Genomic DNA, 20,894 nt, shown 5'->3' with positions numbered 1-20,894 from the left:
TGCGCACCCGGCCCCGTTCGCCGTCCGCACCATGCACGCACGCGCGCGTCACCCGCGCCGCGCGTCCCGTCCCGCCACGCCTTACGGTCGGCGGGAGCACAAGGAGGAACGACCATGGCTGACCCCGCACGCGCCCGGAAGCTGTCCGACCGGATCAAGCAGATCATCGCCCAGCAGCTCGACACGCGGGTCAAGGACCCCCGGCTGGGCTTCGTCACGGTGACGGACGTCCGGGTGACCGGTGACCTGCAGCACGCGTCGGTCTTCTACACCGTGTTCGGCGACGACGAGGCACGCGCCGGCACCGCGGCCGCGCTGGAGAGCGCCAAGGGCATGCTCCGCACGGAGGTCGGCCGGCAGACCGGCATCCGGCTGACGCCGTCGCTCGACTTCTTCCTCGACGCGGTCCCGGAGACCGCCGCGCAGCTGGACGCGGCGCTGCAGGAGGCGGCCCGGCGCGACGCCGAGGTCGCCGCGCTGGCGGCCCGCGCGACGCACGCCGGCGAGGCGGACCCGTACCGCCGTCCCGACTCGGACGAGGACGAGCCCGGCGCCTGAGGCGCCACCACCGGGCCCGGGCGGGAGACCCGCCCGGGCCCCGTCGTGGCGGCGCCCCGGGCCCCGTGGTGCCGGCACGACAGGTGTCGTCGTGCCGGCACCGGGCGACCGGCGTCGCGGACCCCGCCCACGTCGCGGATACCCTCCACCCCATGGACGACCCGCCCGCCCGACCGCCGTCCGCACCCGGGGCCCCGCGCGACCGTCGGCGCGTCGAGGGGCAGCCCCGCCCCGAGCGACGCCCCACAGCGGCCGACGGCGTCGTCGTCGTCGACAAGCCCGCCGGCTGGACCAGCCACGACGTCGTCGCGCGCCTGCGCCGGCTGGCGGGCACGCGCAAGGTCGGCCATGCCGGGACCCTGGACCCGATGGCGACCGGCGTGCTGGTCATCGGCGTCGGCCGCGCCACACGGCTGCTGACCTACGTCGTCGGAGCCGACAAGGAGTACACCGCCACGATCCGCCTGGGGGTCGCGACGACGACCGACGACGCCGAGGGGGAGACGGTCGCCCGCACGGACGCCACCGCGGTCACCGCCGAGGCCCTGCGCGCGGGCGTGGAGCGCCTCACCGGCCGGATCCAGCAGGTGCCCAGCTCGGTCAGCGCGATCAAGGTCGACGGGCAGCGGGCGTACGCCCTGGTCCGCGCCGGGCAGGACGTCGCCCTCGCGGCCCGCACGGTGACCGTGTCGGAGCTCACGGTGCACGACGTGCGACCCGTGCCCGCCGGCGACGGCGCGCCCGCCGCACTCGACGTGGACGTGACGGTCGTCTGCTCGTCCGGCACGTACGTCCGGGCGCTGGCGCGGGACCTCGGCGCGGACCTGGGCGTCGGGGGGCATCTGACCGCGCTGCGCCGCACGCGGGTGGGCGGGTACGCGCTGGCGGGGGCGCGCACGCTGGAGGACCTCGAGGCGTGGCCGGCCGACGTCCCGCTGGAGGTCACGTCCCTCGCCGACGCCGCCCGCGCGACCTTCCCCGTCCGCGAGCTGACGGCCGACGAGGCGCGGGCCCTGTCGTTCGGGCACCGCATCGCCCCGGGCGACGCCGCCCCGGCGAGCGAGCCGGTCGCGGCCATCGGCCCGGACGGGACCCTGGTGGCGTTGCTCACCGCGGCGGGGCCGCAGATGCGGCCCGTCGTCGTGTTCGCACCCGCCTGACGCGCGCGGGCCCCGAGCGCCGTGGCTGCGGTCGAGCGCGGGTCGCACGCCGTGGCACGCTTGACCGGGCCCGTCGCACGGTGGGCCCGGCGCGTCCGCTGATCCGCACCCGCCCCGCTCCGGCAACCCGGTCCGGGCGCCGGGCCCGGACGGCGCGCCCGACACGACCACCGCCGACCCGGCGGAGCGCAGAACAGGAGCCCGTGTGCACCGCTGGACCGATCTCGCCCAGGTGCCGGCCGGCTTCGGGCCGTCCGTCGTGACCCTCGGCAACTTCGACGGCGTCCACCGGGGCCACCGCAGCGTGCTCACCCGCATGGTGACCGACGCCCGCCACGCCGGCGCGCACGCCGTCGCCGTGACGTTCGCGCCGCACCCGGCCCAGGTGCACCATCCCGAGACCGCGCCGCCGTTGCTCACCGGGGTGACCGACCGGCTCGAGCTCCTCGCGGAGACCGGCCTCGACGCCGTCCTGCTGCTGGACTACACCCTCGACTTCGCCCGCCAGACCCCCGAGGAGTTCGTCGTCCGGTACCTCGTGCAGGGCCTCGCCGCCCGCACCGTGGTCGTCGGCCGCGACGTCCGGTTCGGGTGGGGCAACGCCGGGGACCTGGCCACGATGACCGAGCTCGGGCGGCGGCACGGGTTCTCGGTCGAGGTCATCGAGGACCAGGCGTCGGAGCCCGAGCCGGCCCCCGGTGCGGCCCCGGACGGCGTGGCGGACGACGTCGCGCGCGCGGCGGCCGAGCACCTGCGCCACGTCGCGGACCCGCTGCACCGGCGGTGGTCGTCGACCTGGACCCGGGAGCTGCTGGCGACCGGGCGGGTCGCGGAGGCGGCCGAGGTGCTGGGCCGGCCGCACCGGATGCGCGGCGTCGTCGTGCGCGGCGACGCCCGCGGGCGCGAGCTCGGTTACCCGACCGCGAACCTCTCGCCGGCGTCCGCGGGCATGGTCCCGGCCGACGGGGTGTACGCGGGTTGGCTGCGGGTCACCCACCGTCCGCTGCCCGGCGTCACCGGGTGCACGCCCGAGGTCGACGCCGTCAGGGCGGCCGACGCCACCGGGCGCGGGGGGCTGGTGCACCGCGACGACCCCGCGCACCGCGGGGTGCCGCACGGCGAGGAGGCGGGCCGGATGCCGGCGGCGATCTCCGTGGGCACCAACCCGACCTTCGACGGAGCCGAGCGACGGGTCGAGGCGTACGTGCTGGACCGCGACGACCTCGAGCTCTACGACTGCGAGGTGCTGGTGGAGTTCGTCACCCGCATCCGCGCGACGCTGCGGTTCGAGTCGGTGGATGAGCTCGTCGCGACGATGGACGGTGACGTGGAGCGCGTCCGAGCCGCGCTCGCCCAGGCCACCGCGCCGGTCGCGGGCTGGTAAACTCGGGTCGCCGTCAGAACGGCCGCGGACCCAGAGCGCCCGGGTGGACATGCCCCGGAGCACCGCGCAGCGAGACCAACCAAGGAGAGCCGTGCCCCTCGACGCAGCCACCAAGCAGGCCATCATGACCGAGTACGCCACGCACGAGGGCGACACCGGTTCCCCCGAGGTCCAGATCGCGATGCTCACGCAGCGCATCAAGGACCTCACCGAGCACCTGAAGGAGCACAAGCACGACCACCACAGCCGTCGTGGTCTGCTGCTCCTCGTCGGCCAGCGCCGTCGCCTCCTGGGCTACCTCCAGAAGGTCGACATCAACCGCTACCGGAGCCTGATCGAGCGCCTCGGCCTGCGCCGCTAGCCCTCACGCCCCAGCCCGGACCTGCTCGCAGGTCCGGGCTGGTGTGCATGGGGGACCTGCACGACCGCGAAGGAACCACCCACGCGCCGCCCGGCCACGTCCGGTCCTCGGTAGCGGTCCGCGGAGCGCTGCGAACGACCAGCAGCTCCGCGGGTCTCGATCGAAGACCGCCGAGGCGGGGGCGCCGTCACGAAAGAGGAGGGCACCCATGGAGGGTCCCGAGATCGAGTTCAGCGAAGCCGTCATCGACAACGGCCGGTTCGGCACGCGCACGGTGCGCTTCGAGACCGGCCGCCTCGCGCGCCAGGCCGCCGGCTCCGCCGCCGCGTACCTGGACGGCGAGACGATGCTGCTGTCGGCCACCACGGCCGGCAAGTACCCGAAGGACCAGTTCGACTTCTTCCCGCTCACGGTGGACGTCGAGGAGCGCATGTACGCCGCGGGCCGCATCCCCGGCTCGTTCTTCCGCCGCGAGGGCCGCCCCTCGACCGAGGCGATCCTGGCCTGCCGCCTGATCGACCGCCCGCTGCGCCCCACCTTCGCCAAGGGGCTGCGCAACGAGGTCCAGGTCGTCATCACCGTCATGGCCCTGCACCCGGACGACGCGTACGACACGCTGGCGATCAACGCGGCGTCGCTGTCCACCCAGCTGTCCGGCCTGCCGTTCACCGGCCCGATCGCCGGTGTGCGCATCGCCCTGGTCGACGGCCAGTGGGTCGCGTTCCCCAAGTACTCCGACAAGGAGCGCGCCGTCTTCGACATGGTCGTCGCCGGCCGGGTCGTCGGTGACGACGTCGCGATCATGATGGTCGAGGCCGAGGCCACCGAGGGCTCCTGGCACCTCATCTCCGAGGGTGCGACCGCGCCGACCGAGGCCGTCGTGGCCGAGGGCCTCGAGGCCGCGAAGCCGTTCCTGCGGGCGCTGTGCGAGGCGCAGGCCGACCTCGCCCGCCGTGCCGCCAAGCCGGTGCAGGACTTCCCGCGCTTCCTGGACTACCAGGACGACGCCCTCGCCGCCGTGGAGTCCGTCGCCGTCGGCGCGGACCTGCGCGGTGCGCTGACCATCGCGGGCAAGCAGGAGCGCGAGGGCCGGATCGACGAGATCAAGGCCACCGTCGTCGAGCAGCTCGCGGGCCAGTTCGAGGGCCGCGAGAAGGAGCTGTCCGCCGCCTTCCGCAGCGTGCAGAAGCAGCTCATCCGCCAGCGCGTGCTGACCGACGGCGTCCGCATCGACGGCCGGGGGCTCGCGGACATCCGCACCCTGTCCGCCGAGGTCGAGGTCCTGCCGCGGGTGCACGGGTCGGCGCTGTTCGAGCGCGGCGAGACCCAGATCCTGGGCGTCACGACGCTGAACATGCTCCGCATGGAGCAGCAGCTCGACACCCTGGCGCCCGAGACGCGCAAGCGCTACATGCACAACTACAACTTCCCGCCGTACTCCACCGGGGAGACCGGTCGCGTGGGCTCGCCCAAGCGCCGCGAGATCGGCCACGGCGCGCTCGCCGAGCGTGCCCTGATGCCGGTGCTGCCCAGCCGCGAGGAGTTCCCGTACGCGATCCGTCAGGTCTCCGAGGCGCTGGGCTCCAACGGGTCCACCTCCATGGGCTCGGTCTGCGCGTCCACCCTGTCGCTGCTCAACGCCGGTGTGCCGCTGCGCGCTCCGGTCGCGGGCATCGCGATGGGCCTCATCTCCGACGAGGTGGACGGCGAGCCGCGGTACGCCGCGCTGACCGACATCCTCGGTGCCGAGGACGCGTTCGGTGACATGGACTTCAAGGTCGCCGGGACGCGCCAGTTCGTCACCGCCATCCAGCTCGACACCAAGCTCGACGGCATCCCGGCGTCGGTCCTGGCCGGCGCGCTGACCCAGGCACGCGACGCGCGCCTGGCGATCCTGGACGTCATGGCCGAGGCGATCGACGTCCCGGACGAGATGTCGCCGAACGCCCCGCGGGTCATCGCGGTGAAGGTCCCGGTCGACAAGATCGGCGAGGTCATCGGGCCGAAGGGCAAGATGATCAACCAGATCCAGGAGGAGACCGGCGCCGACATCTCGATCGAGGACGACGGCACGGTCTACATCGGCGCCACCGACGGTCCGTCGGCGGAGGCCGCGCGGGCGGCGATCAACGCGATCGCCAACCCGCACATGCCCGAGGTGGGCGAGCGCTTCGTCGGCACCGTGGTCAAGACCACGACCTTCGGCGCGTTCGTGTCGCTCTCCCCGGGCAAGGACGGTCTGCTGCACATCTCGCAGATCCGCAAGCTCGTCGGCGGCAAGCGCGTGGAGAACGTCGAGGACGTCCTCGGGGTGGGCCAGAAGGTCCAGGTCGAGATCGGCGAGATCGACCCGCGCGGCAAGCTGTCGCTGCACGCGGTGGTCGAGGAGTCGGCCGAGGGCGGCGAGGCCGGCGACGGCGTCGCGTCCGTGGACGCCGAGACGGCCGTGGCTCCCGCGGCCGGCGCCGACGCCTGACGTGCCGCTCGCCCTTCCGCTCGTGCCGCCCGGTGAGCCGGGCAGCGAGCTGAGCGCCGGGCAGGACGGCGACGCCCTCGTGCGTCGGTCCGTCCTGCCCGGCGGGGTGCGGGTGCTCACCGAGCGCATGCCCGGGTTGCGGTCGGCCACGGTCGGTGCCTGGGTGGGGGTCGGCTCGCGCGACGAGCGCGACGGCCACCACGGCTCCACCCACTTCCTCGAGCACCTGCTGTTCAAGGGCACCGACCGCCGCTCCGCGATGGACATCGCCGAGGCGTTCGACGCCGTCGGCGGCGAGGCCAACGCGGCCACCGGCAAGGAGCACACCTGCTACTACGCGCGGGTGCTCGACGACGACCTGCCGATGGCGGTCGACGTCATCACCGACATGGTGACCTCCGCCCGCCTGGACGCGGACGAGCTCGAGACCGAGCGCGGCGTCATCCTCGAAGAGCTCGCGATGAACGACGACGACCCGTCGGACGTCGCGCACGAGCACTTCGCCGCCGCCGTCCTCGGCGCCCACCCGCTGGGCCGGCCGATCGGCGGCACCCCGGAGACCATCCTCGCGGTGCCGCGCGACGCCGTCTGGCAGCACTACCGCGAGCACTACGGCCCGCGCACGCTCGTGGTCACCGCCGCGGGCGGCGTCGACCACGACACCCTGTGCGCGCAGGTGCTGCGGGCGCTGGAGGACGGCGGCTGGGACACCTCGTCCCCGGCTGCGCCGCTCGGGCGGCGCGGCGACGACGGGCCCGGCGAGGTCCTGGCGCCGTCCGCCGGGACGGAGCTGACCGTCCGGCGGTCCACCGAGCAGGCGAACGTCATCATCGGCGGTGCCAGCCTGACCGCCACCGACCCGCGGCGCTTCGTGCTCTCGGTGCTCAACGCGGCGCTCGGCGGCGGCATGTCCTCGCGCCTGTTCCAGGAGATCCGCGAGAAGCGCGGGCTGGCGTACTCGACGTACTCCTTCTCCTCCGGTCATGCGGACACCGGCGTGTTCGGCCTGTACGCCGGGTGCACCCCGGCCAAGGTCGACGAGGTCACCCGGCTGCTGGAGCAGGAGTGGGACCGCCTCGCGCAGGACGGGCTGATGCCCGGCGAGCTGGAGCGCAGCATCGGCCAGCTGTCCGGCGGGCTCGTGCTCGGCATGGAGGACACCGGCTCGCGAATGGGCCGGCTCGGCAAGTCCGAGCTGGTGCACGGCGAGCTCCTCGGCCTGGACGAGTCGCTGGAGCGGATCCGGGCGGTCACCGCCGAGGAGGTCCGCGAGCTGGCCGGTGAGCTGGCGGCGCTGCCGCGGTCGTGCGTGCTCGTGGGCCCGTTCGGCGACTGACCGCACCACCCGAACTGCCCGAGGGGCGGTGCCCGCCGACCGGTGGTGGGCACCGCCCCTCCCGCGTGCGGTGGGCGGGTCGGGTCGCGCTGAGCCGGTGCGGCGGCGGCGCGGGGGGCGGCGTGGGCCCGGACGGTTAGGGTTGCGTCCCGTGAGCGAGCAGACCCGGGTGGCCGTCCTCGGAGCCGGTGGGCGGATGGGCGCCGCGGTGTGCGACGCCGTGCGGGGTGCCGCCGACCTGGAGCTGGTCGCGGCGCTGCACCGAACGGATGCCGTGTCCGACGCCGTCGCGGCCGGCGCCTCGGTCGCGGTCGACTTCACGGTCCCCGGCGTCACCGAGGCCAACGTGCACGCGCTCGTCGACGCGGGTGTGCACGCCGTCGTCGGCGCGACCGGCTGGACCGGTGAGTCGCTGGACCGGGTCCGTGAGCACCTCGACGGAGCCCCCGGGGTGTCCGTGCTCGTCGCCCCCAACTTCGCGCTCGGGGCCGTGCTCGCGATGTCGTTCGCGGCCCAGGCCGCGCGGTGGTTCGAGTCCGCCGAGGTGGTCGAGCTGCACCACCCGGACAAGGTGGACGCCCCGTCCGGCACGGCTCGGCACACCGCGGCGGCGATCGCCGGGGCACGGGCGGCCGCCGGGCTGGGCGTGATGCCGGACGCCACCGCCTCGGGCCTGGAGGGTGCACGCGGGGCCGACGTCGACGGCGTGCGGGTGCACAGCGTCCGGCTGCGGGGCCTGGTCGCGCACGAGGAGATCCTGCTCGGCAACCCCGGCGAGCAGCTGACCGTCCGGCACGACTCGTTCGACCGGACGTCGTTCATGCCGGGCGTCCTGCTGGCGGTGCGGCAGGCGGCGTCCCGGCCCGGGCTGACCGTGGGGCTCGAGCACCTGCTCGGGCTGGGCTGAGGCGGCCGTGCGGATCCGGTCGGTCCTGGGTGCGGTGGCGCTGACCGCGCTGCTGACCATCTACGTCGTCGTGGTGGCGTCCCGCGGCGTCGCGCTGATCCGCACCGGCGAGCCGGTCGGGGTCGTGCTCGGGCTGGGCGTGCTCGTCCTGCCGCTGCTGGCGGTGGCGCTGGTCGCCCGCGAGTGGGTGCTCGCGGTCGCCGTGCAGCGCATGGCCGACGAGCTCGCCGCGGCCGGGCAGCTGCCCGTCGACGAGCTGCCCCGGTCACCGAGCGGACGCATCGACCGGGCTGCGGCACGCGAGGCGTTCGAGACGGCCCGGCTCGACGCCGAGGCGCACCCGGGGGACTGGGCGGCGCGGTACCGGCTGGGCTTCGCCTACGACGCGGCGGGGGACCGTCGCCGGGCCCGCGCGTCGCTCCGGCTGGCGGCGAAGCTGCGCCGTGACGGGCACCGCGGGGTCTGAGCCCGACGAACCGAGCCCCGGACCTCGAGCCCCGGGCCGGGAGGCCTCAGGTGGTGCGACGGTCCGGTGTCCAGCGCACGCACACGCAGGTCTGCGGCCATGGGACGGTCGCCGTCCCGGCTGCGGCGCACGCCGCGGCGACGATCCCGTGCGCGGCGTCGAGGAGCCGCTCGCGGTCGTCGGCGTCCATCAGGGTGAGTGCCGAGTGGGTGGCCAGGGTGCCGCGGACGTCGTCCGCCGACACGTCCCACGTCCACGGGACGCGTGCCTCCTCCAGCTCGTCCGGGGGCAGACCCGTCGCGCGGAGCCGCCCCGTCCAGTCCTTCCGGCCACGGTCCGGGTCGAGCGCGGCGAGCTCGGACGTCCAGCCGCCGACCGTCGGGGTGGGTCCGTTCCAGGCGACCGCGAGCCGGCCGCCGGGCGGCAGCACGCGCCGGACCTCGGCCACCGCCTGCCCGGCGGGGAACCAGTGCCACGCCGAGGCGACGAGGACCGCGTCGACGCCGGCGTCCGCCAGCGGCAGGGCCTGCGCGCCGGCGAGGTGCGCGTGCGCGGCGGGGTGCCGGCGCCGGAGCACGGCGAGCATGTCCGGGTCGGGCTCGACGGCGTCCACGTGCAGGCCCCGCGCCAGCAGCGCGCCGGTCAGCTTCCCGGTGCCCGCTCCGACATCGGCGACCTCGCGTGCGCCGGCCGGGAGCATCCAGTCCACCGCAGCGTCCGGGTACCCGGGTCGCCAGCGGTCGTAGTCCTCGGCGTGCCGCCCGAAGACGGTGGCCCGTCGAGGGTCGGGGTCGTCCGACGCGGTCATGTCCTGAGCGTCCCATCGCAGGAGCCGGGCGACCTCGCCGGACGACGACGGCCCGGAGCGGGCCCGGGCGCCGTCAGATCGCGGCGGACCAGCGGTGCTCGGAGACGGTCCGCTCGACGGCGGGCGAGCCGTCGGGGGCCGACCGGTCGACCACCATGCCGGTCGCCAGCTGCCGGACGGCGCCGTCCGGCCCCAGCCCCGCGGAGCGCAGGAACTGGCCGCGGGCGGTGTCGCCGTCGAGCACCCAGGCCACGAGGTGCTCCCCACCGTCCTGGCGCAGCCCGTCCACGACCGCCGCGAGCAGCCGGGACGCGTGCCCGGTGCGACGCGACCCGGGGGCGACCTCCAGGGCCACGAGCTCACCACCCGGGCCGGCCGGCGGGGGCCCGGGGGCGGCCGGGAGCGGGGCGACGGCGGCGAAGCCGACGACCGTCGCCCCCTCGCACGCGGTGAGCACGCGGTGCTCGGGCGTGGGCGGCCGGACGATCGCGGCGCGCCAGCGCTCGTGCAGGGCGCTCGGGTCCAGGCCGGCCAGGACCTCGGCGCCGACCACGTCGGCGTGGGTCGCGCGCCACGCGGCGAGCTGGACGTCGGTGATCGCCACCTCGTCGCCGGGGACGGCGGGGCGCACGGAGACGTCCGCCTGCTCGCGGAACAGCGCCATCAGCGCGGGCTGCGGTCGGCGGGGGCCGCGGCCCGGAGGCCCGGCAGGCGGCAGGGGGTCGGACGCACGAGCGGCTCCTGGGCGGGACGGGTGGGGAACGGGGCGGGTGGGGAACGGGGCGGGACGGGGACGGAGGTCGGGGCGGGCGGGACGGACGACGCGGCGGTCCCACCAGCGGGGCGCGGCCCGCGGAGGACGTCAGCGCAGGCTATCCGCCGGTCAGCCCGCGAGCGCCCGGAGCCCCGCGGCGGTGGCCGCGGCGAGCCCGACGACGACCACGAACGGGGCGCGCAGCGCGAGGGCGACCGCCGCCACGGCCAGCGCGGGCAGGCGGGCGTCGAGGGTCACGTGCTGCCCGGTCGTCACGGTCTGCACCCCGACCAGGGCAGCGAGGAGGCCGACCGTGACCAGGGACGCCGTCCGGGCCACCCGGGGCTCGGCGAGCCAGTGCTCGGGCACGAGGTGCCCGAGCAGCTTGATGGCGAAGCAGACCGCCGACGCCGCGAGGATCGCCAGCCACGTCATCGCGTCCGGGCTCACCGGCCACCCACCCCGGGGCCGTCCGCGGCCGGCCGCGCGCCGGCGGTCCAGCCGAGCACGACCGCGACGACGGCGGCCGCGAGCACCGGGATCCCGGCCGGGACGAACGGCGTCAGGGCGAGCGCCACGACGATCGCCGCCGCCGCGGTCGCCTGCGCGAGCCGGCCCGCCAGCCGGGGCCACAGCAGGGCGAGGAACGCCGCAGCCGCCGCCGCGTCCAGGCCGTACCGGGTCGGGTCACCGAGGGCGTCGCCCAGCACGGCGCCGACCAGTGTGAACGTGTTCCACAGCAGGAAGACGCCGACACCGGTCCACCAGAACCCGGTGCGGATGGCCGCCGTCGTCGGCTGGGCGGTGCCCACGGCGGTCGACTCGTCGATGGTCAGCTGGGCGGCGAGGGGACGGCGCCAGCCTCGAGCGCGGAGCAGCGGCGCCACCTGGACGCCGTACAGGCCGTTGCGGGCGCCGAGCAGGCCCGCCGTCGCGACCGCCGCGAGCGGCGCGCCCCCGGAACCGACCACGCCGACGAACGCGAACTGGGACCCGCCGGAGAACATCAGCAGGCTGAGCGCCATGGTCTGCAGGACGTCGAGGCCGGCGGCCACGGACAGCGCCCCGAAGGACACGCCGTACAGGCCGGTCGGCACCGCGACGCTGACCGCCTGGCGGACGGCGGCGCGCTGCTCCGGCGTCCGGGAGGGGGCGGGGCGGCCGGGCACGCGGGCCACCCTAGCCGCGGTCCGGGGGACGCGTGCGGGCCCCTCCGGCGCCGTGGGCGAGCGGCCCGACGGGGCGACGCGACGCCTAGGATGGCCGCCATGCCCGTCCCCACCCCGTACGAGGACCTGCTGCGCCACGTGCTCGAGCACGGGACGCCCAAGGCGGACCGGACCGGGACCGGGACGCGCAGCGTGTTCGGCCACCAGATGCGGTTCGACCTGCGCGAGGGCTTCCCGCTGGTCACCACGAAGCGTGTGCACCTGAAGTCCATCGTGTACGAGCTGCTGTGGTTCCTGCGGGGGGACTCCAACGTCGGCTGGCTGCGCGAGCAGGGCGTGACGATCTGGGACGAGTGGGCGGCGCCCGACGGCGAGCTCGGCCCGGTCTACGGCGTCCAGTGGCGCTCGTGGCCGACGCCCGACGGCGGGCACGTCGACCAGATCACGCGCGTGCTGGACCAGCTGCGGACCGACCCCGACTCCCGCCGGATCATCGTCTCGGCGTGGAACGTCGCCGAGCTCGACGCCATGGCGCTCGCGCCGTGCCACGCGTTCTTCCAGTTCTATGTCGCCGACGGGCGGCTCTCGTGCCAGCTCTACCAGCGCAGCGCCGACCTGTTCCTCGGGGTGCCGTTCAACATCGCCAGCTACGCGCTGCTGACCCACATGGTCGCCCAGCAGGTCGGCCTGGAGGTCGGCGACTTCGTCTGGACCGGTGGCGACTGCCACATCTACGACAACCACGTCGAGCAGGTGACCGAGCAGCTGCGCCGCGAGCCGTACCCGCTGCCGCGCCTGGAGCTGCGGCCCGCGCCGTCGCTGTTCGACTACACGTTCGAGGACGTCCAGGTCGTGGGGTACCAGCACCACCCCGCGATCAAGGCGCCGGTCGCGGTGTGACCCTCGGGCTGGTCTGGGCGCAGGCACGGGGCGGGGTCATCGGGCACGACGGCGCGATGCCCTGGCACGTGCCGGAGGACCTGGCCCACTTCCGCGAGGTCACGCGCGAGCACCCGGTGCTCATGGGGCGGGCCACCTGGGACTCGCTCCCGGACCGCTTCCGCCCGCTGCCCGGGCGCGACAACCTCGTGCTGACCCGGACGCCGGGGTGGGCCGCCCCGGGCGCCGTCGTCGTCAGGGACCTGGCGGACGCCGAGGCCGCCCTGGCGGGCCGGGACGCCTGGGTGATCGGCGGGGCGCAGGTGTACGCCCTGCTGGTGGACCGCGCCGACCGGCTGGAGGTGACCGAGATCGACCTCGACGTCCCCGGCGACGCGTTCGCCCCGGCCGTCGACCCGGCCGTGTGGACGGCGGACGCCGGCGCCCCGTCCGAGTGGCGCCGGTCGCGCACCGGCCCGCGGTACCGCTTCGTCCGGTACCTGCGGACCGGCGACCCGGCACCCCGCATCCCTGCCGCCGACGCCCCCGCACCGCCCGCGCGGCCCCGGACGGACGCCGGCCGCACCGGGCCGGGACGGTAGATTCGGCCCATGCCTGCCCCCACGACCCCGGCCCGGCCGTTCGGCGCGGTGCTGACCGCCATGGTCACGCCGATGGACCCCGCCGGAGACGTCGACCTCGAGGCGGCCGCCCGCCTCGCCCGGCACCTCGTCGACCACGGGCACGACGGCCTGGTGCTCAACGGCACCACCGGCGAGTCGCCCACCACGCACGCCCCGGAGAAGGTCGACCTCGTCGCCGCGGTCGTCGAGGCCGTGGGGGACCGGGCGGTCGTGGTGTCCGGCGCCGGGTCCAACGACACCAAGCACGCCGTGCGGATGGCCGAGCAGGCCGCCGAGGCGGGTGCGCACGGGCTGCTCGTCGTCACCCCGTACTACTCCCGGCCCTCGCAGAGGGGCATCGTCCAGCACACCGTCGCCGTCGCGGACGCCACCGACCTGCCGGTGATGCTCTACGACGTCCCCGGCCGGACGGTCGTGCGCTACGCCCCCGAGACGTTCGACCGGCTCGCCGCGCACGACCGCGTCGTCGCGGTGAAGGACGCCACCGGGGACGTCTTCGCCGCGCTGCGCACGATGCAGCGCACCGGGCTGGCCTTCTACTCCGGGGACGACCCGCTCAACCTGGCGTTCCTCGCCCACGGCGCCGCGGGCGTGGTCAGCATGGCCGGCCACCTCGTGGGCGACGACCTGGCCGCCCTGGTGGCGGCCGTCGACGCGGGCGACCTCGTGCGCGCGCGGGCGGTCATGGTCGGGATGCTGCCGGCGATCGACCTCGTCTGCGGCTCGGGCAACGGGGCGCTGCGCTCCAAGGTGGCCCTGGAGCTCCTCGGCCTCATCCCGCACCGCACGATGCGCCTGCCGCAGGCCACCGCGGACGAGGACGAGGTCGCCGTCGTGCGCGCCGCGATGACCGCTGCGGGCCTGCTCGACGCCGCCTGACCGGGCCCACCCCGGCTGCCGGACCCGCGACCGCACCGCACGACCGCCCGGCACCCGCACCCGCACCCGCACCGCACCGATCCGCCGTCCCAGCACCGGAGCCCCATGTCCCAGCCCACCCAGCCGCACCTGACCGACCTCGGGCTGCCGCCCGCCCTCGCCGACGGCGCGCTGCGCGTCGTGGCGCTGGGTGGGCTCGGCGAGATCGGGCGCAACATGGCGGTGCTCGAGCACGCCGGTCGCCTGCTCGTCATCGACTGCGGCGTGCTGTTCCCGGAGGACCACCAGCCCGGCGTCGACCTGATCCTGCCGGACTTCGACTACATCGCCGACCGCCTCGACGACATCGAGGCGATCGTGCTGACCCACGGGCACGAGGATCACATCGGCGCGGTCCCGTACCTGCTGCGCCTGAGGCGGGACATCCCGCTGGTCGGCTCGCAGCTCACGCTGGCGTTCGTCGAGGCCAAGCTGCGCGAGCACCGCATCGCCCCGCTCACGCTGGCGGTCAAGGAGGGGCAGACCGAGCAGCTGGGGCCGTTCGAGTGCGAGTTCGTCGCCGTGAACCACTCCATCCCGGACGCGCTCGCGGTCGCCGTCCGGACCGGTGCCGGGACGGTCCTGCACACCGGCGACTTCAAGATGGACCAGCTGCCCCTGGACGGGCGCATCACGGACCTGCGCGCGTTCGCGCGGCTCGGCGAGGCCGGCGTCGACCTGTTCATGGTCGACTCCACCAACGCCGAGGTGCCCGGGTTCACCAGCCACGAGCGCGAGATCGGCCCGGTCCTGGACGCGGTGTTCGCCGCGGCGACCCGGCGGATCGTGGTCGCGTCGTTCGCCTCGCACGTGCACCGCGTCCAGCAGGTCCTGGACGCCGCCGCGGCGCACGACCGCAGGGTCGCCCTGGTCGGCCGCTCCATGGTGCGGAACATGACGATCGCCGCGGACCTGGGCTACCTGACCGTGCCCGACGGCATCCTCGTGGACGCCAAGGCGATCGGTGACCTGCCCGACGACCAGGTCGTGCTCATGTGCACCGGGTCGCAGGGCGAGCCGATGGCGGCGCTGTCGCGGATCGCCAACCAGGACCACCGGATCTCGGTCGGCCCGGGGGACACGGTGATCCTGGCGTCCTCGCTCATCCCCGGGAACGAGAACGCCGTCTACCGGGTGATCAACGGGCTGACCCGGTTGGGTGCGCGGGTCGTGCACGGGGGCAACGCCAAGGTGCACGTGTCCGGGCACGCCTCCGCCGGCGAGCTCCTCTACTGCTACAACGTGCTGCGGCCCCGCAACGTCATGCCGGTGCACGGGGAGGTCCGGCACCTCGTCGCCAACGCCGCGCTCGCGGTGCAGACCGGCGTGCCGGCGGAGAACGTCGTGCTGGCCGAGGACGGCGTCGTGGTCGACCTCGTCGACGGCCGTGCCCGGGTGGTCGGTGCCGTGCCGTGCGGCTACGTGTACGTCGACGGCTCCAGCGTCGGCGCGATCACCGACGCGGAGCTCAAGGACCGCCGCATCCTGGGCGAGGAGGGGTTCATCTCGATCTTCGTGGTGGTGGACTCCACCAGCGGCAAGGTCCTCGCCGGCCCGCACATCCAGGCCCGCGGATTCGCGGAGGACGACGCGGTGTTCGAGGACATCCTCCCGCAGATCACCACGACGCTCGAGGAGGCCGCCCACGGCGGCGGCGCGGACACCCACCAGCTGCAGCAGGTCGTGCGCCGCGTCGTCGGGCGGTGGGTCAACACCCGGCTGCGGCGACGGCCGATGATCATGCCGGTGGTCGTCGAGGCCTGACCTGTACGGTCAGGACGGCGCCAGGACGCCGGCCCCGACGGCCCGGAGCGCCGCCTCGTAGCGCTGCGCGCGCTCGTCCGGTGAGCCCGGCAGCAGCCCGCCGAGCTCGAGCTCGACGAGCCCGTGGGCCAGTCCCCACAGCGCGAGGGCCGGTGCCGCCGCGGCCTCGTCGGCCGCGGCGTCCGGGGCGCCGCCGTCCCGGAGCACGCGCGCGACGGCGTCGCGCAGCGCCACGTACGTCGGCCGGGCCGTCACCGGCGGGCCCGACGCCGTCCGTGCCCCGACGCCGCCGGTGCCGAACATGACCCGGTAGAAGTGCGGGTCCGCCAGCGCGCTCGTGCGGTAGGCGAGCCCGAGCGCGAGCAGGTCGGCGACCGGGTCGTCCGTGCGCCCGGCCGACCCCAGGTGCGCCGCGAACCGGCGGAACGCCTCGGCGCCGACCGCCGCGACGAGCTCGTCGCGACCTCCGAACAGCGCGTACACCGCGGACGCCGACGTCCCGGCGCGCGCGGCGACGTCCCGCACGGTCAGGCGTGCGGGACCGTCCTCCGCGATGACGCGGGACGCCTCCTGCAGCAGGCGGGTGCGCAGGGCGTCGTCGTGCACCCGGGGACGTGGCATGCGGGGAGTCTAGGGCTTGACCGGCCCAGTGGTAACGGTGTTCTATAACAGTGTTCCAGAACTTTCCCGACCGGACGAGGTGCCCCGTGCTCGAGCTGACCGATGCCGCCCGCACGACCGCGGGCGTGGTGCTGCTGACCGTCGTGGCGATCGAGTCCGGGGGAGCGTTCATGCTGCGCGTGGTCACCGGCGCGGTCCCGGCCACGGACTTCCAGCGGCGGTTCTACCGGGCCGGGCACGCGCACGCCGGCGTCCTGGTGACGCTGGGCCTGGTGTGCCTGCTGCTCTCCGAGGCCGCCGGCCTGACCGGGCTCGTCGGCTGGTTCGCCCGCACCGGCGTGCTCGTGGCGGCGATCCTCATGCCCGCGGGCTTCTTCCTCTCGGCCATGGGCGCGGGACGGGACCGGCCCAACCGCTGGATCGCCCTCCTCGTGGCGGGAGCCGTGGTGCTCGCCGCCGCCGTCGTGACGCTCGGGCTGGGGCTCCTCGCTGCCGGGTGAGACGGCGGCCACGGTGCCGGGCCGGGGTGTCGCCGGTCGCGTCCGCACGACGGGCCGCTACGTTGAGGCCACTATGGCCACCAGCACGTCCTCTCCCGGCCGGTCCGACGCCGCTGGGCGGCCCCGGGCCTCGTCCCCGCGCGGCACGCCGGGCGGAGGCTCCTCGCGACCCCCCGGCCGGTCCAGCAAGGCGACCCCGACCCCGCCGCCGCCGCGCCCGGCGCTGCCCGTGCGCATGGTCCGCGGTCTGTGGATGGGATGTGCGCACGTGGTCGGTGGGACGGCTCGCCGCGTCGGGCACGGTGCCCGCGACCTGGACCCGGCGCTGCGCCGGGACGGCATCGGCTTCACCCTGCTCGCGCTCGCGGTGATCGTCGCCGCCCGCGAGTGGTGGGGGCTGGCGGGCACCGCCGGGACCGTCATCCACGCCGTGGTCGCCGGCACCTTCGGCCGGGTCGGCGTCGTGATCCCGCTGGTCCTGCTCGGGCTGGCGGTGCGCGTCATGCGGCACCCCGAGCGCGCGCAGGAGAACTCGCGCGTCACCATCGGGATCGCCGCGCTCGGCGTGGCCGTGTGCGCGCTGGTCCACCTCTCCGCCGGGCTGCCGGCGCCCGCCGACGGCTTCGCCGCCCTGCGCGAGGCCGGCGGGATCATCGGCTACCTCACCGCCACGCCGCTGGCCAGCGCGCTGACGCCGTGGGTGGCGGTGCCGCTGCTGCTCATGCTGGCGTTCTTCGGCCTGCTGGTCATCACCGCGACGCCGGTGCACATGATCGGACCGCGCCTGGCCGGCGCGTACCACAAGCTCACCGGCGGCCACGAGCGTCCCGACGCCGCGGACGACGACGACGCACCCCTGGTCATCAACGCCGGCCACACCGCGCTGCCCGAGGAGCCGGAGCCCCGCAAGCGCGGCCCGCGCCGCAGCGAGCGCAAGCGGCAGCAGGAGGCCGAGGCCGCGGAGGCCGCCGCCCTGCTGGCGCAGTACGAGGCGGACGAGGCGTTCGAGCGGGCGGCCATCGTCGCGCCGCCGGAGGACGCCGCCGACGCCGACGAGCCCGCCGCCACGACACCCGGCAGCCGCGCCGTCGCCCCCGACGCCCCCGACGCAGCCGCGACCGCGCCCACGGCCGTCGTCGCCGCCGTCGGCCACGCGGACCCCCGCGACCTGCCCGCCCCGCCGACGACGGGCGTGCCGCGCGGCGAGCAGCCCATGCTCGAGGGCGACGTCGTCTACTCGCTGCCGTCGGACGAGGTGCTCGCCAAGGGTGCCCCGCACAAGGTGCGGTCCGCCGCGAACGACCGGGTCGTCGAGGCGCTCACGACGGTCCTGGACCAGTTCGAGATCGACGCGCAGGTCACCGGCTTCATGCGCGGCCCGACGGTCACCCGCTACGAGGTCGAGCTCGGCCCTGCGGTCAAGGTCGAGCGCGTCACGGCGCTCAGCAAGAACATCGCCTACGCGGTGGCCAGCGCGGACGTCCGGATCCTGTCCCCGATCCCCGGCAAGTCGGCGATCGGCATCGAGATCCCCAACACCGACCGCGAGACCGTCTCCCTGGGCGACGTGCTGCGGTCGTCGGCCGCCCGGCGCACCGAGCACCCGATGGTCATCGGCGTGGGCAAGGACGTCGAGGGCGGCTACGTCGTGGCGAACCTCGCCAAGATGCCGCACCTGCTCGTCGCCGGTGCCACCGGTGCGGGCAAGTCCAGCTTCGTGAACTCGATGATCGTCTCGATCCTCATGCGCTCCACCCCGGACGAGGTCCGCATGGTGCTCGTGGACCCCAAGCGCGTCGAGCTGACGATCTACGAGGGCATCCCGCACCTCATCACGCCGATCATCACCAACCCCAAGAAGGCCGCCGAGGCCCTGGAGTGGGTCGTGCGCGAGATGGAGGCGCGCTACGACGACCTGGCGATGTTCGGGTTCAAGCACATCGACGACTTCAACGTCGCGGTGCGCGCGGGCAAGGTCCACCCCCTGCCCGGCAGCGAGCGCAAGATCGCGCCGTACCCGTACCTGCTGGTCATCGTCGACGAGCTCGCCGACCTCATGATGGTCGCCCCGCGTGACGTCGAGGCCTCCATCCAGCGGATCACCCAGCTCGCGCGCGCGGCCGGGATCCACCTCGTCCTGGCGACGCAGCGGCCCTCGGTCGACGTGGTCACCGGCCTGATCAAGGCGAACGTGCCCTCGCGCCTGGCGTTCGCGACGTCCTCGCTCACGGACTCCCGCGTCGTCCTGGACCAGCCGGGCGCGGAGAAGCTGATCGGCCAGGGTGACGCCCTGTTCCTGCCGATGGGCGCGTCCAAGCCCATGCGGACCCAGGGTGCGTGGGTGTCCGAGAGCGAGATCCACGCCGTCGTCGAGCACGTCAAGACCCAGCTCAAGCCGGTGTACCGCAAGGACGTCACCCCGACGGTGGAGAAGAAGGCCGTCGACGAGGACATCGGCGACGACCTGGACCTGCTGCTGCAGGCCGCCGAGCTCGTGGTCACCACGCAGTTCGGGTCGACCTCGATGCTGCAGCGCAAGCTGCGGGTCGGCTTCGCCAAGGCCGGGCGTCTGATGGACCTGCTGGAGTCCCGCGAGATCGTCGGCCCCTCCGAGGGGTCCAAGGCCCGCGAGGTGCTGGTCCAGCCGGACGACCTGCCGGGCACGCTCGCGATGCTGCGTGGCGAGCCGCCGGCGGCCGACGACGACGACGTGATCGGCGACTCGATGCCGCCGGTCGCGGAGGACTACCACGACGACGCCGACGCCGACGAGGGCCCCGGCTGGGGCGGTCGCTGAGGCGGTCGTGCGGTGGTCGTGCGGTGGTCCGTGCGGCCGCCGGCCCGGGCGGCGCCGCCGGGTCGGTGGGTGTCGGTGGGTGTCCCGGAGGTGGTCGGCGGGTGACCTCCGTGTGACCGGCGGTGAAACGGTCCATCGGCGATCCGGGGGCGTCTCGACGGGCGGTGCCGCACCGGAGCCCTAGGCTGGTCGGGTGGTGACCGAAGCTCCTCCCTCGCCCTGGAACGTCGCGAACGCGGTGACGATCGCGCGGATCGCGCTCGTCCCGTTCTTCGTGGTCGCGCTCCTCGCCGCCGACGGCGAGTCGGTCACCTGGCGACTGGTCGCCACGGCGATCTTCGTGCTGGCCGCGAGCACCGACAGGCTGGACGGCTACCTCGCGCGACGCGACAACCTCGTCACCGACCTGGGCAAGATGCTCGACCCGATCGCCGACAAGGCCCTCATCGGGGCCGGCCTCATCGGCCTGTCCATGCTGGGCGAGCTGCCCTGGTGGGTCACCGTCGTCATCCTGGCCCGCGAGCTGGGTGTCACCGCGCTGCGGTTCGTCGTCCTGCGCTACGGCGTGATCGCGGCCTCGCGCGGCGGCAAGCTCAAGACCGTGCTGCAGGCGGTGGCGATCTCGCTGTTCCTGCTGCCGCTGGACCACCTGCCCGGCATCGTGCGACTCGTCGCCGTGGCCACCATGGCCGCCGCGGTGCTGGTGACACTGGTGACCGGCGCCGACTACGTCCGGCAGGCCGCCGGCCTGCGTCACGCCGGGCGTGCCTGACTCCTCGTCCGGCTCTGCGCGTCCCGGTCCCCGGCTCGGGACGGACGGCGCGGCCGACGCGGAGAGCGCGGCAGCGGACGGAGTGGAGGGCGCGGCCGCCGTGCTCGTCCGGGCGCTCGCCGACCGGGGGTGGACGGTGGCGGTGGCCGAGTCCCTGACCGGCGGCATGGTCGCCGCGGAGGTCGTCGACGTGCCCGGTGCCTCCCGGGTGCTGCGGGGCGGCGTCGTCGCCTACGCGACGGATCTCAAGGCCTCGCTGCTCGGCGTCGACGGGGCGCTCCTCGCCGCCCGGGGGCCGGTCGACCCCGACGTCGCCGAGGCCATGGCCCGCGGGGTGCGCCGGCGGCTCGGGGCCGAGGTGGGCCTCGCGACCACCGGTGTCGCGGGACCGGGCAGCCAGGACGGTCATCGCGCCGGTGAGGTCCACGTCGCCGTCGTGACCCCGGACGCCGTCCGGGTGGAGTCGCTGCGGCTGCCGGGCGACCGCGCTGCGGTGCGCGCCGGTGCCTGCCGCGCCGTGCTCGCCTGCGCGACGAACCTGGTGGTTTCTGGAGCCGTCGGTGGGGAACACCCGGCATCAGGGTGACGTTGGGTGAAGTGTGCAGAACATCCGGCCCGTG

At 75.2% G+C, this 20,894-nt stretch carries 21 protein-coding genes; 16 read left to right on the top strand and 5 right to left on the bottom strand.

Going from position 1 to position 20,894, the window contains the following annotated elements; translation table 11 throughout:
• Positions 1-114: 114 nt before the first annotated feature.
• From rbfA to CAE01nite_RS16715, 8 genes are all read left to right on the top strand, one after another.
• The gene (rbfA, locus tag CAE01nite_RS16750; RefSeq protein WP_146906655.1) at positions 115-558 is read left to right on the top strand and encodes a 30S ribosome-binding factor RbfA; all 444 of its coding nucleotides are present in this window, start codon (positions 115-117) and stop codon (positions 556-558) included.
• Positions 559-710: 152 nt separating this feature from the next.
• Positions 711-1,718, top strand: a complete 1,008-nt coding sequence (gene truB, locus CAE01nite_RS16745) for a tRNA pseudouridine(55) synthase TruB (RefSeq protein ID WP_146906654.1) — start codon at positions 711-713, stop codon at positions 1,716-1,718.
• Between the two features lie 205 nt (positions 1,719-1,923).
• Positions 1,924-3,102, top strand: coding sequence for a bifunctional riboflavin kinase/FAD synthetase (locus CAE01nite_RS16740; RefSeq protein ID WP_146906653.1), 1,179 nt, complete (start codon positions 1,924-1,926; stop codon positions 3,100-3,102).
• Positions 3,103-3,193: 91 nt separating this feature from the next.
• The gene (rpsO, locus tag CAE01nite_RS16735; protein ID WP_146906652.1) at positions 3,194-3,463 is read left to right on the top strand and encodes a 30S ribosomal protein S15; all 270 of its coding nucleotides are present in this window, start codon (positions 3,194-3,196) and stop codon (positions 3,461-3,463) included.
• A 208-nt stretch (positions 3,464-3,671) separates the two neighbouring features.
• Entirely contained in the window at positions 3,672-5,939 is a 2,268-nt protein-coding gene (locus CAE01nite_RS16730) for a polyribonucleotide nucleotidyltransferase (protein WP_146906651.1), read from the top strand.
• Between the two features lies 1 nt (position 5,940).
• Entirely contained in the window at positions 5,941-7,275 is a 1,335-nt protein-coding gene (locus tag CAE01nite_RS16725; protein ID WP_146906650.1) for a M16 family metallopeptidase, read from the top strand.
• A gap of 151 nt (positions 7,276-7,426) precedes the next feature.
• Positions 7,427-8,182, top strand: a complete 756-nt coding sequence (dapB, locus tag CAE01nite_RS16720) for a 4-hydroxy-tetrahydrodipicolinate reductase (RefSeq protein ID WP_146906649.1) — start codon at positions 7,427-7,429, stop codon at positions 8,180-8,182.
• A gap of 7 nt (positions 8,183-8,189) precedes the next feature.
• Positions 8,190-8,648, top strand: coding sequence for a hypothetical protein (locus tag CAE01nite_RS16715; protein WP_146906648.1), 459 nt, complete (start codon positions 8,190-8,192; stop codon positions 8,646-8,648).
• Positions 8,649-8,694: 46 nt separating this feature from the next.
• Here CAE01nite_RS16715 and CAE01nite_RS16710 read toward each other — a convergent pair whose 3' ends face one another.
• The 4 genes from CAE01nite_RS16710 to CAE01nite_RS16695 all read right to left on the bottom strand — a co-directional run bounded on the left by CAE01nite_RS16710 (position 8,695) and on the right by CAE01nite_RS16695 (position 11,379).
• On the bottom strand, positions 8,695-9,456 hold the full coding sequence (locus CAE01nite_RS16710; RefSeq protein WP_146906647.1) for a class I SAM-dependent methyltransferase: 762 nt from the start codon (positions 9,454-9,456) through the stop codon (positions 8,695-8,697).
• A gap of 73 nt (positions 9,457-9,529) precedes the next feature.
• On the bottom strand, positions 9,530-10,120 hold the full coding sequence (locus CAE01nite_RS16705; protein ID WP_146906646.1) for a GNAT family N-acetyltransferase: 591 nt from the start codon (positions 10,118-10,120) through the stop codon (positions 9,530-9,532).
• Between the two features lie 219 nt (positions 10,121-10,339).
• Positions 10,340-10,645 (bottom strand): AzlD domain-containing protein, encoded by a 306-nt coding sequence (locus CAE01nite_RS16700; protein WP_146906724.1) that lies wholly within the window; start codon positions 10,643-10,645, stop codon positions 10,340-10,342.
• Between the two features lie 11 nt (positions 10,646-10,656).
• A complete protein-coding gene (locus tag CAE01nite_RS16695) occupies positions 10,657-11,379 on the bottom strand; it encodes an AzlC family ABC transporter permease (protein WP_246131292.1) in 723 nt (240 codons plus the stop codon).
• A gap of 90 nt (positions 11,380-11,469) precedes the next feature.
• Between CAE01nite_RS16695 and CAE01nite_RS16690 the strand changes: the two genes are divergently transcribed.
• The 4 genes from CAE01nite_RS16690 (at position 11,470) to CAE01nite_RS16675 (ending at position 15,584) form a co-directional block, all read left to right on the top strand.
• The gene (locus CAE01nite_RS16690; RefSeq protein WP_222595965.1) at positions 11,470-12,279 is read left to right on the top strand and encodes a thymidylate synthase; all 810 of its coding nucleotides are present in this window, start codon (positions 11,470-11,472) and stop codon (positions 12,277-12,279) included.
• A complete protein-coding gene (locus CAE01nite_RS16685) occupies positions 12,276-12,860 on the top strand; it encodes a dihydrofolate reductase (RefSeq protein WP_146906643.1) in 585 nt (194 codons plus the stop codon). The genes CAE01nite_RS16690 and CAE01nite_RS16685 overlap by 4 nt, the downstream gene beginning before the upstream one ends.
• A 9-nt stretch (positions 12,861-12,869) precedes the next feature.
• A complete protein-coding gene (dapA, locus tag CAE01nite_RS16680) occupies positions 12,870-13,781 on the top strand; it encodes a 4-hydroxy-tetrahydrodipicolinate synthase (RefSeq protein WP_146906642.1) in 912 nt (303 codons plus the stop codon).
• A gap of 105 nt (positions 13,782-13,886) precedes the next feature.
• Positions 13,887-15,584, top strand: a complete 1,698-nt coding sequence (locus CAE01nite_RS16675) for a ribonuclease J (protein ID WP_146906641.1) — start codon at positions 13,887-13,889, stop codon at positions 15,582-15,584.
• A gap of 9 nt (positions 15,585-15,593) precedes the next feature.
• Here the strand turns inward: CAE01nite_RS16675 and CAE01nite_RS16670 are convergent, their stop codons facing one another.
• Positions 15,594-16,205, bottom strand: a complete 612-nt coding sequence (locus tag CAE01nite_RS16670; RefSeq protein WP_146906640.1) for a TetR/AcrR family transcriptional regulator — start codon at positions 16,203-16,205, stop codon at positions 15,594-15,596.
• An 86-nt stretch (positions 16,206-16,291) separates the two neighbouring features.
• On the opposite strand from CAE01nite_RS16670, the gene CAE01nite_RS16665 reads away from it, so the two are divergent.
• From CAE01nite_RS16665 to CAE01nite_RS16650, 4 genes are all read left to right on the top strand, one after another.
• Positions 16,292-16,705: a hypothetical protein gene (locus CAE01nite_RS16665; RefSeq protein ID WP_146906639.1), complete on the top strand. Its 414-nt coding sequence runs from the start codon at positions 16,292-16,294 to the stop codon at positions 16,703-16,705.
• Positions 16,706-16,778: 73 nt separating this feature from the next.
• On the top strand, positions 16,779-19,502 hold the full coding sequence (locus tag CAE01nite_RS16660; protein WP_371862916.1) for an FtsK/SpoIIIE family DNA translocase: 2,724 nt from the start codon (positions 16,779-16,781) through the stop codon (positions 19,500-19,502).
• A 196-nt stretch (positions 19,503-19,698) separates the two neighbouring features.
• Entirely contained in the window at positions 19,699-20,274 is a 576-nt protein-coding gene (gene pgsA / locus CAE01nite_RS16655; protein WP_146906723.1) for a CDP-diacylglycerol--glycerol-3-phosphate 3-phosphatidyltransferase, read from the top strand.
• Positions 20,275-20,356: 82 nt separating this feature from the next.
• Entirely contained in the window at positions 20,357-20,860 is a 504-nt protein-coding gene (locus tag CAE01nite_RS16650) for a CinA family protein (protein ID WP_146906722.1), read from the top strand.
• Positions 20,861-20,894 lie beyond the last annotated feature (34 nt).

The sequence above is a fragment of the Cellulomonas aerilata genome, from assembly GCF_007991755.1.
GTDB classification, from domain to species: domain Bacteria; phylum Actinomycetota; class Actinomycetes; order Actinomycetales; family Cellulomonadaceae; genus Pengzhenrongella; species Pengzhenrongella aerilata.
Note: the sequence above shows the minus strand (reverse complement) of the source record. Positions and strands in the feature narration are given on the sequence as shown.

Bases quoted from the DNA above. Each gene is read 5' to 3' on its own strand.
- rbfA (WP_146906655.1), top strand. From the start codon at position 115: ATGGCTGACCCCGCACGCGCCCGGAAGCTGTCCGACCGGATCAAGCAG.
- truB (WP_146906654.1), top strand. From the start codon at position 711: ATGGACGACCCGCCCGCCCGACCGCCGTCCGCACCCGGGGCCCCGCGC.
- CAE01nite_RS16730 (WP_146906651.1), top strand. From the start codon at position 3,672: ATGGAGGGTCCCGAGATCGAGTTCAGCGAAGCCGTCATCGACAACGGC.
- CAE01nite_RS16710 (WP_146906647.1), bottom strand. From the start codon at position 9,456: ATGACCGCGTCGGACGACCCCGACCCTCGACGGGCCACCGTCTTCGGG.
- CAE01nite_RS16705 (WP_146906646.1), bottom strand. From the start codon at position 10,120: ATGGCGCTGTTCCGCGAGCAGGCGGACGTCTCCGTGCGCCCCGCCGTC.
- CAE01nite_RS16700 (WP_146906724.1), bottom strand. From the start codon at position 10,645: ATGACGTGGCTGGCGATCCTCGCGGCGTCGGCGGTCTGCTTCGCCATC.
- CAE01nite_RS16690 (WP_222595965.1), top strand. From the start codon at position 11,470: ATGGCCGCCATGCCCGTCCCCACCCCGTACGAGGACCTGCTGCGCCAC.
- dapA (WP_146906642.1), top strand. From the start codon at position 12,870: ATGCCTGCCCCCACGACCCCGGCCCGGCCGTTCGGCGCGGTGCTGACC.
- CAE01nite_RS16675 (WP_146906641.1), top strand. From the start codon at position 13,887: ATGTCCCAGCCCACCCAGCCGCACCTGACCGACCTCGGGCTGCCGCCC.
- CAE01nite_RS16670 (WP_146906640.1), bottom strand. From the start codon at position 16,205: ATGCCACGTCCCCGGGTGCACGACGACGCCCTGCGCACCCGCCTGCTG.
- CAE01nite_RS16660 (WP_371862916.1), top strand. From the start codon at position 16,779: ATGGCCACCAGCACGTCCTCTCCCGGCCGGTCCGACGCCGCTGGGCGG.